Below are 16,515 nucleotides of genomic sequence, written 5' to 3'. Positions count from 1 at the left end.
CAGCCTTAAACGCACTTCAACGTGTAGCTGCCAGCGTTTCCGACAGCGCCACGATCCTACCTCTCGTTTGCGAGCGCGTACGCCCCCATCACAAGCATGGACGTGGCCGCATCTGCAACGTGCGGCATCAGCAAACCGCAGAGTTGCGGTCGGTGTTCGGCAAATCTGGTGATTAGCGCTGCAAGGAGCGGGCGCATCCCGACGATGATCAAAACAGGACATTGCCCCCTTCCTTTCTGATCAGAGCGACCACGACGTTGCCGGACTACATTTCAGCTGCATCGAAGCAACGGCCGCGTGTGCTTCATCAGACCGGTTGGGGCGTGAGCCATGCACCTCCAGTGGCTACCTGTATGTCTTCGGCGCCGCCGTGGATCGGCTCAAGCTCGGACTCAGGCGCCAAAGTCTGCTGGCCATTGAGATAGTTCAAGTACGCCACGAAGCCTGACAAGTAGTGCTCCACGTCGTCGATGCGCACTCGGAACCCGTGGTGCTTAATGAAGAAGCTGCCAACCACCCGGGCGGGGTTTTTGAAAAACATCGCCAGCTCGGGGTAAAAGTGGCCGGTCATCAGGTATCTCGCCCGTTGCCCAAGGGCTCGATGGAACTTGTCAAGATCAAAACCTTCCAGCAAGTGCGAGAGCTCCGGCATGGATTGCAAGCGCGCAATCATTCTTTGAGCCGCCATCATCAACTCCAGCAAGGTGGGAAAGGTGGTGATTCGGTCAAGCACGAAGTCGAGGTGGTCTCGTACATTGTCGAGGCCGAAGCGGAAGTAGCGCGCCTCGGGCTTATAGCGCGTGAGTTCGTTGACGCAATAGCCCAGCCAGTGGTCATGCGCCTTCCAGTGTTTGACTTCGATGAAATAGTCAAAGGCCCGTTCCACCGCCTGAAGCCACCTCGGATCCTTCGTCAAACCGTACAGTCGCATGAGGCCGAAAGCGGCCTCCCCATCGTAGTAGATGATCCGGTTCTCTTCTTTGACGCCCAAATCGGGATAGTGAAGCACATGCACGAAGCGCCCCGTCGACTCGTTTTGCATGTGGAGGATGCCGAGCGCCAATTCCTCAAGCAGCGGCAGGTACCGGGTGTCACCAGTGAGCTCGGTGTACTTTGACAGCGCCAGCAGGCACACCGCGTTGCCGCCGAGCTTGATTTCGTCGCCTGTATCCACGAGGAAAGCCGCTTGCGCGCCTGAAGGCAGCGTCACGTGATGTATGAAGTGTTCGGTCAGGTAGGCCAGCGCCTTGTCGATTGCCATCTTGTGCTCTGGCGCGCGGGTAAGTTCCCATCCTTCGAGCAGAGCGTAAGTCGAACTGGCATGCCGCAAGGTGTTGTACGTCGGAATGGCGCGATCAAAGCATGGAAACCACCCGTAGTGGTACTTGCCCGACGACGTGACCTGTCGTGCCAGGTACGCTGAGCTGGTGGTAATCACCTCCTGCACACACGTCGCGTCCCACGCCGGCAATACGCGATGACCACGGTTGCGACCCTGGTGTTCCACGCGATGCAGTGCCTTGCCATCGGTAAAGACCGCCCGGGTCTCGAACAGCCACACACGATCTCGTGGCTGCGCAGGCCATTTCAGTTCATGCCCGAATCGACGTTGACCATAGCGCTTGAGATTGAGCTCATTCGGCGTCGCTTCGTTCTTGGTCCCATCGTAGAGTACGGCATTAGCACCGATCTCCGGCTCAAGCATCGCTACAGAAAATTCCTCGTCGAAGGCAATCCCGAAGCGGAAATAGTTGCGCTTGGTGATCGCCAAGCCTTTCGTCACGGTTTCCCAGTCCATCTCGTGCACCGTGTGCACCACATCCACGCGCAGCCAGAGCACTGGCAACTTTGCGTTGCGGCGCTGCCATTCGTTCAACAGCTGGGCGCCGCGCTGCCATGCCGAGCCGAACTCTCTGCTGCGCGCAACAACGACATGCGCCCGATCCTTGCCATTGCAGGCTGAGATGAAAAGCACGCCGGATTTGCTTTCGTCGTGTGGCGACGTCGCACGGCATTCTTCCCACATCTCGGCAGCACTCGGGCGTGCTATGACCAGCAATTGACTCAGTCTCAAAACAGTATCCTCCTTACCACCTAAACGTAACGCGTACCCTGCGAATCGCGCAGCAGCCCGCGGCGCAGTCCAGGCCGAGGCAGTCGCGCAAGGAGCAGGGTTCGATCAAGCTCGCAGGCGCCCTCACGCCGCTGCCCCCGGAGTCGACCGCAACAGACGACTGACGACCTGCGTGAGGCCGACGCCGTTGGAACTCTTGACCAGCACCACGTCGCCGTCCTTGATCCATGTATCCAATGCTCTAAGCAGCGCGTCCACGTCCTCGAACCACTGCCCTTTGATCTCCCCATGCAGCCGCTCGGACAGGGCTTGCATCAGCTTTCCGCACAGCAGGACACGGTCGGGGCGCGCCGCACGCAGGTCGCCCTCCAAGTCCAGATGCATCGACTGCGCCTCCTTGCCGAGTTCCAGCATGTCGCCCAGCACCAGAACCCTTGAAGCGCAGGGCACTTCGCTGAGGGGGGTGTCCACGAGGACCTGCAGCGCGGCGCGCATCGACGCAGGATTTGCGTTGTACGCTTCGTCCCAAACCTCGATGCTCCCGTTCGCATGACCCGTACGCACCCGTCGACCGCGTCCGGGCAGTGGCCTGAAACTAGCGAGCTGCCCCGCCACCAACGACACGGGCAGACCCATCGCAGCTGTTGACGCCAGCACGGCGGTCGCGTTCATCGCCATATGCCGACCGGCTGCGCCGAATTCGAAGGTATGCACCTCCCCGAAGATGTCGACGCTAACCGTTGAGCCCTCAATGCAGATCAACCGCACATCGCAATCCCTGGTACTGCCAAACCGCACAACGCGCAGCTTCGCGGCCCGGGCGCTGGACTCGAAGATCGGGAACTCTGGCATGTCGGCATTAATTACCGCGATGCCGCCCGGGGCCATGCCGGTGTAGATAAGCGCCTTCTGCTTTGCGATTTCGGCCGTGCTGCGAAAGCGAGCCACGTGAGCGGGTGCGATGGCCGTGACGATGGCCACATGCGGCTGAATCATCGCACTGCATTTTTCCATGCGTGCAACTGCCGCCTCCTGAACCCAGAAGCTGGCATGGAGGTTCATCGAGGCGAGATTCCACCCGATTCCATAGGGCGAGTTCGCGGTCGTTTGACTGCGATCACTCGGGCCCACACCGCTCATCGCGTGGGCCGCCATAGCGACTGTGGATGTCTTGCCCACGCTGCCAGTCACGGCGATAACCTGCCCTCTAAAGCGGCTGCGACTATCGAGCGCCAGTGCTGTTACCGCTTCGCCCAGATCTTTCACTTCTAACAGCGGACCGCCCCAATGGGCCTGGACTTCTCCGGCTTGTGCAATGATGCCTGCAGCCTTTGGCGCCAACCGCTCAAATGCACGGGGCCGAAGGCCGACAGGACCGGCCGGCGCGAGCAACATCTGTGTGTTGCGGAACAGGCCGGGTTCCGCACAGATGCCGTCGCATCGCCATCCAACAGAAGACGGGGCTATTCTCCAGCGCCCTTGCGTGACCCGTGCGAACTCATCTGCATTCCAGCTGTTTTGGATGTCTACGCTCACCGCTCAACCATCCATTGAACGGGTGAAGAGACTCAGGTCCACGGCACGCTCGCTTTCGCGCATGACCGGCACCAGGGGTTCGGCGAGCATGTCGAAACTCGGATTGGCACCCAGACCCATCAGCAGATGAACTCGTTGCGACGCTTCGTTGCTGCGATTGACGGCACGATGGTTCACGTCCACGCGCACCAGCCAGGCCGATCCGTCTGCGGGCAGGTGAACGCTCTCGATGCTGCCGTCGGCTCGCTGCCACTCGAAGAAGCAGTTGGGGTTTGTGATGATGGGAATATGCAGGCGCCAAGTTTCCTTGTCTGAGTCTTTGTGTAAAGGCATCTCGTCGCCTTCGCTCTCCAATTGCATGATGCGAGCCCGATAGGGCGCAAGTCCCCCACGACGCAAGGTTTCAATGACCTGAGTCAGGCAGCCTCCGCACGCGGCAGTGGGAATCACACCTCGCACGCCGGGTCCTCCAGACGAAATGCGCTGAATACCGTCACCCATTGTTCCATCTCGACTGGTCACGGCCCAACCCACGTAGTCGACCCTGTTGTCCCGGTAAGGCGTCGAAGGCATCTTCTGGATCTGCTCGACGAAATGCGTACGCAGCGCCTCGGGATCTGTCTTGAAGTTTTTCAGACGCGCGAACATGACATCTCTTGACTGCTTCATCGATTTTCCTCCTTCAATAGGTTGTAATAGGCGGCGTGATCGGGGCCTCGAATTGGCGCACGCGGCCAGACGTAGCGTTGTGGCGACTTACCTCGGCTGATCCACGCCGCACCGCCGACGATCCATAAACCGCGTCGCCAGATACAGCAGACGCATGGCGCTTTCGCGTGCTGGGCTGGCCGACCGTGGCCCCGCCTCATCCAGAGGCTCTCCTGGGTACGCGTTGGATGAAGCTGTCGCGCTGGGTGGTTTTCAAACTCTTTCAGAGACCCCTAGGAGCCGCGCCAGATCCCAAGGCGTGTTCACACAAGTTAAGCCCATTAACGACGAGCGCTAAATTGATGAGGGCGATGAACGTCGCATCCAGTTTGACAAATCGTGAAAATATGCGCAGGAACCATTTGACGCGCCGAGCAAGCGCTCGACCTCGTTGCGATGTTTGAACTGGTGTCGCATCTGAAATCTGAAAGCGCGCTATGGCCGCGCGGCCAATACTCCACCAATACGGGATGCATTGCCACCGTGATTCGGCACTAAAGCCACATATTTAGGAACTCGTACCCGTCCCATTGACAAGGCCGGACTCGCTTTGTGGTATTGAATTTATCATTCGACAAATAACGTTAGGTATACAAACTTATAAACGAAGCCTGCGCACTTCAGGACGCCGAGATTGACGTCCCCTCGATCTTCATGGGCGGAAGGCGCAGATCAAATTTCCCCGTATACCGCGAAAGCTCTCGCCAGGGACGACGAGTTCAGTCCCGATTGCGCATCGGCATTCATATGCATCGAGATCGAGATCAGCAACGTGACCTGGACGACTGCGTAAGCCGCATTTAATAGCACGATCGACCATGCGAGCTCGGTGAAGCAGTAGACGTTCATTCCAGCAAGCGGGAGAGAATTGAACGTGGAGTGGTGCACCGCGATGACACAGGCGCAGGAGATCGGTCGCCAGTCCAGATAGGCCAACAGGAACGACATCAGCGCAAAGATCCGAAATGCAATTTGCTCAGGCCGCGTTCCTGATGAATCCGCAACGCAGCGAATGTTATCAGGCTAGCAGCCAGGAAGAGGCGCCCCACAAGTGCACCTGCGCCCGCTAGTAAGCCAGTAAATCAGTATCGACTCGACGGCGGCGGGCAATCCGACCCACAGTGCGACGTTCAGGTGGTAGTTTCGTGTCGCCAGCAGGCAAGAGATCGCGAACAAGCCCAATACGACAGCAAGCATGACGGCTTTTACATAAACCGTGTGCAGCAGCTCATCCGGCTGTGTCATGCGGGGATACACCGCTCTGGTGGGCGTCCCCCAGGCCGTTACGCCGGCCCGGCTAGCATCAAGCGGATGGCCTGACTCGTGGCGCTCGAACCCGGAAGCGCTTCAGCATCCCCTGCATTGGCGCTTCAACGTAACGGAAACATAGCCATCCCGAAACACACACGGCGACAATCGCAATCAGCGCAGCAAAGGCACCCGTTGCAGTACTGATACCGGCGTGAACATGAAGGACCTTTTCCATCGCTCCGATCGCATAGGGGTGAAGCAAATAGATGGAGTAGCTCGCTGCGCCCATTTGAGCTAGCACAGGGTTACGGAATATGACTCCCGATCGTTCAAGCCCAAGAAGTGAAACGATGATAGCGAATGCTGGCATGCCATATCTTGCAACCCGCTGGAATCCCTCTGGATCACCGAAGACCGCGTTGAGTCCGGCTATCGTGATTACGCTGAGAATCGCTACCGTAACCCATATCGCAGGTTTGATCCGGCCGAAATGATTGCTCCGGAAAATCCAGTAGCAGGCGACACCAAGACAGAACTCCAGCACCAAGGGCTGCATCAGATAGTCGGCAATGAGATTTCCAGTTCCGTGTGCCGATGCAAAACCGCACGCCAGAATGAGAATCACACTGCTGAGTAAGGTGGCATATTTTGCGCGGACACATAAAATCGATACCGCAACGACTAGGTAGAAGAACATCTCGTAGATTAGGGTCCATCCATTTCTAAGCAGTGGTCCCCAGTTGCCATTTTCCTTGATATACGGAATGAACAGAAGCGACTTGACGAGATAGGAGGCACCTTCTGTCGTCGTGTTCAACCATTGGGGCTCGAGGACAGCGATCGCATACACACCAAAGGTCAGCAGCCAGTATAGCGGGACAATTCTTGCAATTCGCTTGGCGAGAAACGCGCGTCCATCCGAAGGCGCGATGTACGACATGATGAAGCCGCTGATGACGAAGAAAACATCCACGCCGACTTGTCCGAAGGGCATGGCGCCGAGGTGATAGGCTACAACGCTTAAGGCGGCCACAGCTCGCGCGACTTGAATATTCTTCAGCGTGCCGGCAGGCGCATTCATCGCGAGACCTCTCTTTTGGGACCATTAATGAGAATTCCACGACGATTACCTTTGAAAGCGACAAGACACTGTCGCTTTCGGACGCATGCATGCAAGCGCACCCCTTCGAGCAAATGTGCTGATAGGGTGTCAAATAGCACCCCGCCGATTGCATTGATTTGAATGATATGAACGCCCCCACCCAGTCGGTCCGTGTGAGCGATCCACTGCTATGCGGATTTCTACCGTATTGAGAAGTGATTGATCATACTCATCTGCTCAACCGAACCAAGGGATCTGTCATGGCACATATGGTCGTGGGTGTAGACATCGCAAAGAACGTAATGCAGGTTCACTGGGTGGATCGGGATAGCGGCGAAATCGTGAACGGCCGATCAAGCGAGCGGTGTCTCTCGAATACTTTGCCAATCGCAAACCGTGCCTCGTCGGCATGGAGTCGTGCAGCGGATCACAGCATTGGGCCCGACGGTTGATCGAAACGGGGCATAAAGCTGACAATTGCCTGCGCATCGCTCGCGGTGAGATCTGACAGACGATATGGACCACGCTGAGCAGACGTTCAAACCGAATTTCACAGCCGATATCCCATTTAGCGTCAGTGCGGCGTTAGGAACCAACCATGAGAATCGTCAAGGTGCCCAGTCTTATCGGCGGTCATGCTACACCGGACCTCTCGGCGGCTACGTGGTGCGTCGTGTTGCTTGTGCTATGCATTGTTGCAACGGCCCACGACTCGGTGCTGCCTGCGAAATTTCTGCTCGACGAGCTCGTTATCAGCGACCGGATGAAGACCGTGACAAAAGTTGAGGCGTACGGAGATTCGTTCGACAACCTGGCGTGGATCTTCAAGTTTTTCAGCTTGACCAATCCTGGGATAACGCTGATTGGCTTCGCCGCCTCGGTCCTCAGTTTGACCATCGCTGTTTGGAAAGCGCGAGTTGAGTCCCTTACCGTTATCGAAATGGTTCTTGTCGCTTTCTGGCTTGTCAATCAGACAGTGTATGTCGGTCTGCCTTCCAAGGAGATTGTCATTGCGCTTCTGATGCTCGTGGTATTCAGCCTGCACGGCTCCCGAGCGGTGATGCCCATCTTCGCCATTGGCGCGATGCTTGTGGCAGTTTATTTCCGATCGTATTGGGCCATTACCTTATGCGCGACGTTCGTCTTGTATTTCGCGCCGCCGTTTATGAGGCGGCCAGTCGCTCTTCTGTTCATGGGACTCTTGCTGTTCGCAGTGGTGTCCGTGGTGTTTGCCAATGTCTATGGTCAATCGATTGAATTTGCGCGCCAGGCCGTCAACCAATACCGCGATGAGAATGACGCCAGCTCAATCATCCAGCCTTTCTTCAACGGCGACGGAATGATTATCGGCATCGTGAATGTTGTGCTCACATGGACTACCTTTTTCGTGCCACTAAGGTTGATAACGTCTGGGTCGCCACTCCAGACTGCTGGCGGCATTGGCGTGTTTCTTACCTTCGTCATGCTTTTCAATCGCTATCGCCTGGTGATTGCACTCTTTCCCGCGGTGCAATTCGATAGGCTGTGTTTCTGTTTCCTCTTCAGTTTCATCGCCACTCAGGCCTTGTTCGAACCGGACTATGGGTCATATCTCAAGCACCTGTCGCCGATTTCACCCATCATCCTTTATCTGATACTTCGCCTTCGCGGACTCAAAATCTCTAACGAAATGAGTCGAAGGGTCGTTAACCCGTAGTCGGCTCTGTTACCCTCTTCATTGTTTCGGCAACGAGGAGGCCATGGCTAAACCAATACTCGATGACGAATTGTGGTCCCTGATCGAACCTCTTCTGCCACGACCGAAGCCACGACGAACCCGGTACCCGGGGTGCAAGCCGCTGGACGACCGGGCCGTATTGACCGGCATACTATTCGTGCTGCAGCCGGCGGCCGGCCACTGTCAAAACCCAAGGTTGGGCAGACCGATCGCGGCTACGATCACGACAAGTTCCGTCGCCCGCTACATGCCGCTGGCATTGCCACGCACATTGCCCGCCGTGGCGAACCGCGCGGCGGCCTCGGCAAGACCCGATGGGTCGTTGAGCGTACCGTTGCCTGGTTGCACAACTTCCGGCGTCTTCGCGTCCGGTTCGAACGCCTCGTTCTCATGCATGAGCCATTCATGAAAATCGCCTCCTGTGTCAACCATTTGGCGACAACTACAAATTTCATTGCCTTAGAGCTTCTTAGGAAGCTGGCATTGTCGCAAGGCTCCGATCAAAACCTTCTAATAGCAACTTCTTAATGAGCGAACCAAGACGCAACTTTCTCGCAAGGCTTGCGACAGGTGCCGGCGCTGTGATCGGAGGATGCGCGGCCGCCACGGGTGCAACATTGACGGCGCAACGAGAAGACAAACACCAGGCGGTCAATCTGCTCGATTGCATGTCGTCGAGAGTGTGCAAGGATGCATTATCCGGGAAGCCGTTGCTGGATCACACGCGCGAGTTTCAGGCCGCACTCGACAATGCCGCTTCCGCGCTCATCGTCCCGGAGAATTGTGTTTTCAATCTGACTGGGCCACTCAGTGTAAATAAGAGAATTCGCCTTTCGGGCGGCGGCGAACTGCGGTTCACAGCCGGCATTGCGAACGCCGCGGCGATCACCGTGAACGCAAGCGGTTGTGACTTCGACGGCGTGTTTATCACCAATCCCAATCTTCTTCAGGAACGAACAGGCAATAGAAATGTGGGTATCTTGTTCCGGGCAAATATTGGAAGCGTGACGCACTCGACTATTTTCCAGTTTCAGAACGGCATACAGGTTGAGTCGGACGGGGAATACCATGACTTCACCATTGCCAACAACAAGATCTTGGATTGCATCGGAGCAGGAGGAGGACCGGCCGACACCCAATCCGAGTACGGCGAAGATCGGGGAGACGGCATCACAATCTGGGGCTGCTGTGCCACCGTGACCGGCAACCTCGTGACGGCCAAGGCGGGACAGGATTGTCGCACAGGCATTCATGTCGAAGGGCTGGCGGAATACCATGCGTACTCGTTTCCACTGCAAGATAACCAGTGCACGATCGTTGGCAACGTGGTGCGAGGCGCGTTTCGCAGAGGCGTGGTGACAGAGAACGTCAACAATACCGCGATCACAGGCAATACGTGTGAAGGCTCGACGTGGTGGGGTATCGCGGTGGTTCGCTCGCGTTCATGCACGGTGATGGGTAACGCCGTGATAGTCAGCCGTCCGGCTAGTGACCGGTCAGGTTCCAGTTATGCGCCGATTCGGGCTGGAATCCAGGTGTATGGCGGCGCAATTCAATGCATCATTTCCGGCAATACCGTGGATTTGACTCAAGGCTCGGCCGACGCAGCCATTTCTCTGCAAGGACTGAATCCGGACTCGGTCGCGGTCTTGCCCAAGCAGCGGGCCACGGCAAACGGCACGCCGAATATCACGCTCGCCACAGCTAATCCCGCTATCCAGATCGGGCAGCGTATCAGCGGCACAGGTGTTCCACCTCTTACGTATGTGCTGAGCGTTGCTGGCGCCGCCGTGGTCGCGAGCCAGTCTATCAAGGCGGGTTCGCTTGATCTGACTTTCACCTGGCACGACCGGGGTCAAGGCATCACTGTTACAGATAACAGTGTGTCCTGCCTTGCTGCTGGGCATGTGATCGGCATCTGGGCGCAAAGCCAGGATTACCCCACCATCAGTAATAACAATCTTCGAGCAATGGGAGACTTTGGAATTAGCTGCTATGACGTCGCCGATCCGGTCGTGAACGGCAATACGGTAATTGGCCAGAACAGCCCGCGCAACGGTATCGATCTTCGCTCGAACAAAAGCGCGGCCGTATTGGTCGGCAATATCGTGGAAGGCTTCAACGGACCAGATGCAGTCGGCATCGCGGTGGAGGGCCGGGTTGGCGGCGTCATCTCGGGAAATTTCTTGCGAGACTGTAAGACCGACATCGATCTATACCAGTGCAAATCTATGTCGGTGACGGGGAACAGTTCAGCGGGTTGTTCGCGTCACTACGCCGTGGAAAGCAGCGAGCGCATGATCGTGGAGAACAACGCGAATTGCTAACGCTGCACAGCCGTTGCGGCGAAAGTTTTTCGACGCGACAACACGCGCGCATGCGCTCTTCTATGACCTGCAGAAGGTATCAATAGAAGAGAGTCAATTAAAGGTCAGTTCAAAAAAGAACCTGGGAGGGCGGATTACTTTCCGCATAACGGTTGACCTTGGATGTCTGAACAACGGACCAAGGAATGCCAGCACCCGTCATCGATGACAAACTGTGGGCACTGATCGAACCACTATTTCCGTCGCCCAAGCCGGACGCAAGCGATATCGTGGGCGCCTGCAGGCTCGGACCTTGCAGCGCTCAATGGCACCAAGGGCCGTCCGTAGGACTGGCCGAATGGCCCGCTCTGGCCGATGGCCGGTCCAGCAGGATCCGACTATCAAAGTCAGCAGTTCGATGGTGGATTCAACCGGTCGAATGAACGTGTTGCAGCGACGGCGAACGGCTGCAACTGGGCGGTTGTACCCATTCAGTTCTGGTGCCGCAAAGCTGCCGCTGCCGCAAGGAACGGCGGCCTTCGGAACGAGGCTTCGGCGTCGTCAGAACAAAGCTGCGATATCGCGAATTGGGTGCAGTGCCAGGTTATTCGTCATCGTCCCCATGACGATGATGGTGCTCCCAGCCCCTGTGCCAACCATGGTCATGGTGCCAGTGCCTGTCACGGTCGTCATTGTATTCGTACCCATAGCCATAGCCATACCCGTAGCCATAGGCCGGAGCAGGCACGTAAGTCACTGGTGGCGCCTCATAGACCACTGGGGGCGGCGCGACATAAACTGGCCCCGGCGCGCCAAGGTAAACACCAAGGTCTACATGAGCCAGCGCCGCGCCCGAAGTGCACGCAGCGCAAGCGCCTGCAATACACAAAATGAAAATGCGCTTCACGTTTATCTCCCTGTTCGCTGCCATCGGGTGTTGATGCGATTTAGCGATATCGATTGTATGTGTAGCTCTAATGGACAAATAAACGTGAAGTGTCAGCCTGGTAACCGTTTGTAAGGCGCTGTGCCCTCCGGTTCTCTGCGTGCTTACGAAGCACTCAGCGAATCGCCATAGACAGGTAGGTGGCATCTTTGCGTACGGCATGTTCGATAACCGTTACCGGCAACGCCGCCGCCAACCGCACTCGCTATCGTCGCAGAACACGGCCGCCCCCTTGCCCAACCTGATTGACCAGCAGCCCGCCTGCCACCGAACCGCCTACTGCGCCGAGCCCGGTGGTCGGCTCTTGCGTTTGGACTGCGTTGACCGCGACAACCTCACCTGCATTAGGGTCGACGGCAACGGGTCGAGGTGGCGGCTGGGTGGCATTACGGTAAATATCGTCGTGCGCGTATCTGGGCGCTGGCGACGACGCACTGCTATGGTGGTGATGAACATGGGGTTCGCTCACCGTGTTGGTCCGCGTGCCTTGTTGCTCCGCATACGGTTGAGCCGAGCGGTTGAGCCGAGTCGAGCGGCGTGCCGGCTGGCTGCGCGGCGACCGCTGCAGTTTGCGACAGCGGCGGCGTTACCGCTCGGGATTTCGGAAGCAGACCGGTCATTGCGGCGATGCCGGTGAGATTTGCAAGCAGTAGTAGCTCGCCGGGACGCGTTGGCATCACCCGCTCCAACGGGCCACGGATGCGTCGCGCGCCTGCAAGCGATCCGCGTGCGGTGCGAGTCGTGAAAAGGAAAAGTGCTTCGGCTACTGTAGACCGCACGCAAGCAAGTCGACTCATAGAGAAAACAATGGCCGGTCACCGCGGCCATTATCGACTGGTCCTGCGCAAACTCCCGCATCAATCCTTTTCCGCCACCCGCCCCGGCTGCACAGCCGACATCCTGCGATAGATAGTGTTCCGCGAGACCCCGAGCGCACGCGCCGCGGCAGACACGTTTCCGCCATAGCGCGCCAGCGTCATCGCAACCACAGAGGTGGCAACATCTTGCAGCCGAGCACCGTCGGGCAGCGACGCATCGCCGGCAGCAGGGGCATCCGCAGCTGAACCGGCCGAAAGGGCTGAAGAGCTCGAAGCGGCCGACGCAGCAGAGTCCCCCTGTCCAACCGTGCCATCGCCGCAACCCGCGCCCCCCACATCATCCAGAAAATCATCCGGCAAATGCTCCCACCGAATCACCCCATCCTCCTCCACCATCGCCGCCGCAGTGCGTAGCAGATTAGCCAGTTGCCGACAGTTACCCGGCCACGCATGTCGCCCGAACGTCGCCATCACATCAGCCGCAACGCTGAGCGCCTGCCGCCCCCCGCTTTCGACTGATTCCCACTGCAACATCTTTTGAACGACGACCGCGAGATCGCTCCGCTCACGCAACGCCGGCAACCGAACCGCAAGCCCGTTGATCCGATAGTAAAGGTCCTCACGAAACTGGTTCTGCGCAATCATCTCGCGCAAGTTGCGGTGTGTCGCGCAAATAATGGCGACATCAACAGGAGCCGCCCGCGTCGCCCCAAGCGGCGTCACAACCCGCTCCTGCAAAACACGCAGCAACCGCACCTGCAACGAATGCGGCATATCCCCAATCTCATCGAGAAACAGCGTGCCTCCATGCGCCTGCATCAGCTTGCCGATCGCCCCTTTACGCCGCGCGCCGGTAAACGCACCCTCTTCATATCCGAATAGCTCGGATTCGATCAGCGACTCCGGAATCGAAGCACAGTTAACCGCCACAAACGGCCCATCACCTCGCGGCGAATCGTTATGAATCGCCTGCGCGAGCAACTCCTTGCCGGTACCGGTCTCGCCGGTGATCAGAATCGGAATATCCTTGCCGAGCACCTTGCGAACCTTCGCGATCAGTGCGGACACACGAGCATCGCCAGTATCGAGATCGCCGAGTCGCGACAGTCCCGCGGCCGGTTGACGCGCATTCGCACACACCGGTCGCGGCGCGACTGCACCCTGCACATCGACGGCCCCACGCCCCAGCCCAAACGACGACCGCCTGAACTGCCCGCGCGCGCAAACCACCGCACCGTTGTGCAAATTCAGCATCAGATGCGGCGCGACGCCATGCGTCAACCGGTCGATTAATTGCGCATACGAGATCTGAAACAGCGACGACAGCGTATGCGCGCGCAACGCAGCGAGCGACAAGCCCAACTGAAACTGCGCACTCCGATTGGCGGACAGAAAGCGACCATCATCGGTAAACGCAATGATCCCTTCCATCAGCGTGCCGAGAAATTCCGGCCGTCCGTGAAAAGACACTTGCAGCACGTCGCGAAATGCAGTCGAGAACAGATGGTTTTCGATCATCTGCACCGACATCTTCGCGAGCGCCATCGTGTGCTGGTGATAGCTGCGGTGGTCGCCCGTCACGTCGAGCACGCCGGTCAGATCGCCGTGCGGATCGAGAATCGGCACACTCGAACAGGTCAGGAAGCGGTTTGACGCCAGATAGTGCTGATCGCCATGAACGACCATCGCACACCCCTCGGCCAGCGAGGTACCGATCGCGTTGGTCCCCTGACGATCCTCGGCCCAGTTCGCGCCAGGCCGCAGCGCCACTTTTTCCGCGCGATGCAGAAAGTCGTCATCGCCGATCGAATGCAGGATCAACCCTTCGGCGTTGGTCAGCACGATCATGCTTTGCGTATTGACGATCTGCTCGCGCAGCGTCTCCATGACCGGCATCGCATGCGCGCACAGCACCTGGTTCTGTTCGCGCTTCAGCGCGAGTCCCGTGTCGGACAGGATGTCGTAATCCGGCCGGATCGATGCGCGCAGGCCGAACGTCTCGGAGCGTTCGTGGGCTTTCTGGATCGCCGGTGCGGGCCAACCTTTGGAGCGGTTAGCCGCCGCCACGCCGAACGGATGAACGTCGTCGCGCATTGTCTCCTCCTGAATGCGCCCAGGTCGTGCCGGACGCTTCGATGCGTGTCAACAGAATACTCCCTTTGTCATTCCGCCCGACGCGTGCGGCGACCCCGCGCGGGCCCGCATCCTTGATCTGCGTCAGCGTCGGCCGAATCTGCGGCGTTTCTGAACACCCGCTGCCCGCGCGACTGTTCCGAAACGGAACACTTCCGCCATACAGCTCACCGCAGTCCCTGAAATATCCCACTTCGATGCATTGGTACGGTTCGTGCCTGATGTGGTCCCGCGCAGTCACCCGATCAACATCACAAAACGGAGACAAGTGATGAATCCATTTGACCTGAAAGCCCTCGGCATCGACATCGAGTATCCCTACCGCCAGCGTTACGAAAACTACATCGGCGGCAAGTGGGTACCGCCGGTCGGCGGCGACTATTTCGACAACGTGTCGCCGATCAACGGGCAGCCGTTTTGTCGCGTGCCTCGCTCGAGCGCTGCCGATATCGACCTCGCCATCGACGCCGCGCACGCAGCGCGCCGCAAATGGGCGAAGACCTCGGTGACAGAACGCGCGAACCTGCTGCTGGCGGTGGCCGAGCGCATGGAGAAGAACCTGAAGCTGCTCGCGGTCGCCGAGACGATCGACAACGGCAAGCCGCTGCGCGAAACGATGGCCGCGGACCTGCCGCTCGCCGTCGATCATTTCCGCTATTTCGCGGGTTGCATCCGCGCGCAGGAAGGCGGCATCTCGGAGATCGACGACAACACGGTCGCTTATCACTTTCACGAGCCGGCTGGGGTGGTCGGTCAGATCATCCCGTGGAATTTTCCGCTGCTGATGGCCGCATGGAAGCTCGCGCCCGCGCTCGCGGCCGGCTGCTGCGTCGTGATGAAGCCCGCCGAGCAGACGCCTGCTTCGGTACTCGTGCTGGTCGAACTGATCGGCGACCTGTTCCCTGCCGGGGTCATCAACATCGTCAACGGCTTCGGCAAGGAAGCGGGCGAAGCGCTCGCCACCAGCAAGCGCATCGCGAAGATCGCGTTCACCGGCTCGACGCCGGTCGGCAAGCGCATCCTCCACGCAGCCGCGGACAACCTGATCCCGTCGACGGTCGAACTAGGCGGCAAGAGCCCGAACATCTTCTTCGCCGACGTGCTAGATCGCGACGACGCGTTCCTCGACAAGGCGCTCGAAGGTCTCGCGATGTTCGCGCTGAATCAAGGAGAAGTGTGCACGTGCCCGTCGCGCGTGCTGGTTCAGGAGTCGATTTACGAGCGCTTCATCGAGAAGGCGATCGCCCGGGTGGAACGCATCAAGGCCGGCCATCCGTTGAACCTCGAAACGATGATCGGTGCGCAGGCATCGCAGCAGCAGCTCGACAAGATCCTGTCGTATATCGACATCGGCCGGGACGAAGGGGCGCGGTGTCTCGTCGGCGGCGAGCGCGCAACGCCTGGCGCCGGCCTCGGCGAAGGTTTCTACGTGAAGCCGACGATGCTGTTCGGCAACAACGATATGCGTGTGTTCCAGGAGGAGATCTTCGGGCCGGTCGCCTCGGTGATGACGTTCAAGGACGAACAGCAAGCGATCGAACTCGCGAACGACACGTACTATGGCCTGGGCGCGGGCGTGTGGACTCGCGACGGCACCCGCGCTTACAAGATGGGACGCGAGATCGAGGCGGGACGCGTGTGGACCAACTGCTATCACCTGTATCCGGCGCATGCGGCCTTCGGTGGCTACAAGCAGTCGGGGATCGGGCGCGAAACACACAAGATGGCGTTGTCGAACTATCAGCAGACGAAGTGTCTGCTGGTCAGCTATCAGGCGGAGGCGCTGGGGTTCTTCTAAGCGCAGGGCGCGTCGTCTATGGACGGCGCGTGTCGAAGAATGCAGCCTTTCTTTTCTCGGAGAGCATTGCAGGATACTTGCTCTCCCATTCCTCGGGGATGAACAACATATAGCTCGCCGGTCCAG

At 58.5% G+C, this 16,515-nt stretch carries 10 protein-coding genes and 2 pseudogenes; 5 read left to right on the top strand and 7 right to left on the bottom strand.

Annotated features, from left to right (window positions below):
* Positions 1-307 precede the first annotated feature (307 nt).
* The 5 genes from HDG39_RS19885 to HDG39_RS19865 form a co-directional block, all read right to left on the bottom strand.
* The gene (locus tag HDG39_RS19885) at positions 308-2,074 is read right to left on the bottom strand and encodes an AGE family epimerase/isomerase (protein WP_184007897.1); all 1,767 of its coding nucleotides are present in this window, start codon (positions 2,072-2,074) and stop codon (positions 308-310) included.
* Positions 2,075-2,197: 123 nt separating this feature from the next.
* The gene (locus HDG39_RS19880; protein ID WP_184007895.1) at positions 2,198-3,610 is read right to left on the bottom strand and encodes a UDP-N-acetylmuramoyl-tripeptide--D-alanyl-D-alanine ligase; all 1,413 of its coding nucleotides are present in this window, start codon (positions 3,608-3,610) and stop codon (positions 2,198-2,200) included.
* A 3-nt stretch (positions 3,611-3,613) separates the two neighbouring features.
* Positions 3,614-4,279 (bottom strand): cupin domain-containing protein, encoded by a 666-nt coding sequence (locus HDG39_RS19875; RefSeq protein WP_260328089.1) that lies wholly within the window; start codon positions 4,277-4,279, stop codon positions 3,614-3,616.
* 711 nt (positions 4,280-4,990) lie between these two features.
* A complete protein-coding gene (locus HDG39_RS19870; protein WP_184007893.1) occupies positions 4,991-5,266 on the bottom strand; it encodes a hypothetical protein in 276 nt (91 codons plus the stop codon).
* A 355-nt stretch (positions 5,267-5,621) separates the two neighbouring features.
* Complete coding sequence (locus tag HDG39_RS19865; RefSeq protein ID WP_184007891.1) at positions 5,622-6,650, bottom strand: acyltransferase family protein; 1,029 nt, start codon at positions 6,648-6,650, stop codon at positions 5,622-5,624.
* 281 nt (positions 6,651-6,931) lie between these two features.
* Between HDG39_RS19865 and HDG39_RS35155 the strand changes: the two are divergent.
* The 4 genes and pseudogenes from HDG39_RS35155 to HDG39_RS19850 all read left to right on the top strand — a co-directional run.
* Positions 6,932-7,140, top strand: a pseudogene (locus HDG39_RS35155) (IS110 family transposase); the annotation flags it as partial.
* 129 nt (positions 7,141-7,269) lie between these two features.
* A complete protein-coding gene (locus HDG39_RS19860; protein ID WP_184007889.1) occupies positions 7,270-8,367 on the top strand; it encodes a hypothetical protein in 1,098 nt (365 codons plus the stop codon).
* Between the two features lie 43 nt (positions 8,368-8,410).
* Positions 8,411-8,811, top strand: a pseudogene (locus HDG39_RS19855) (transposase); the annotation flags it as partial.
* A 104-nt stretch (positions 8,812-8,915) separates the two neighbouring features.
* Positions 8,916-10,715, top strand: coding sequence for a NosD domain-containing protein (locus HDG39_RS19850; RefSeq protein ID WP_184007887.1), 1,800 nt, complete (start codon positions 8,916-8,918; stop codon positions 10,713-10,715).
* Between the two features lie 583 nt (positions 10,716-11,298).
* On the opposite strand, the gene HDG39_RS35150 is transcribed toward HDG39_RS19850, so the two are convergent.
* Positions 11,299-11,601, bottom strand: coding sequence for a hypothetical protein (locus tag HDG39_RS35150; RefSeq protein WP_311666874.1), 303 nt, complete (start codon positions 11,599-11,601; stop codon positions 11,299-11,301).
* Between the two features lie 896 nt (positions 11,602-12,497).
* A complete protein-coding gene (locus HDG39_RS19840) occupies positions 12,498-14,552 on the bottom strand; it encodes a sigma-54-dependent Fis family transcriptional regulator (RefSeq protein WP_184007885.1) in 2,055 nt (684 codons plus the stop codon).
* 310 nt (positions 14,553-14,862) lie between these two features.
* Between HDG39_RS19840 and HDG39_RS19835 the strand changes: the two genes are divergently transcribed.
* Positions 14,863-16,389, top strand: a complete 1,527-nt coding sequence (locus HDG39_RS19835) for an aldehyde dehydrogenase family protein (protein ID WP_184007883.1) — start codon at positions 14,863-14,865, stop codon at positions 16,387-16,389.
* The last annotated feature ends 126 nt before the right edge of the window (positions 16,390-16,515 follow it).

Source organism: Paraburkholderia lebeckiae, from assembly GCF_014201005.1.
Lineage (GTDB): Bacteria > Pseudomonadota > Gammaproteobacteria > Burkholderiales > Burkholderiaceae > Paraburkholderia > Paraburkholderia tuberum.
The sequence above is the reverse complement of the archived record's forward strand: the minus strand, read 5'-3'. Positions and strand labels throughout refer to the sequence as shown.

Bases quoted from the DNA above. Each gene is read 5' to 3' on its own strand.
- HDG39_RS19875 (WP_260328089.1), bottom strand. From the start codon at position 4,279: ATGAAGCAGTCAAGAGATGTCATGTTCGCGCGTCTGAAAAACTTCAAG.
- HDG39_RS19870 (WP_184007893.1), bottom strand. From the start codon at position 5,266: ATGTCGTTCCTGTTGGCCTATCTGGACTGGCGACCGATCTCCTGCGCC.
- HDG39_RS19865 (WP_184007891.1), bottom strand. From the start codon at position 6,650: ATGAATGCGCCTGCCGGCACGCTGAAGAATATTCAAGTCGCGCGAGCT.
- HDG39_RS19860 (WP_184007889.1), top strand. From the start codon at position 7,270: ATGAGAATCGTCAAGGTGCCCAGTCTTATCGGCGGTCATGCTACACCG.
- HDG39_RS19850 (WP_184007887.1), top strand. From the start codon at position 8,916: ATGAGCGAACCAAGACGCAACTTTCTCGCAAGGCTTGCGACAGGTGCC.
- HDG39_RS19840 (WP_184007885.1), bottom strand. From the start codon at position 14,552: ATGCGCGACGACGTTCATCCGTTCGGCGTGGCGGCGGCTAACCGCTCC.
- HDG39_RS19835 (WP_184007883.1), top strand. From the start codon at position 14,863: ATGAATCCATTTGACCTGAAAGCCCTCGGCATCGACATCGAGTATCCC.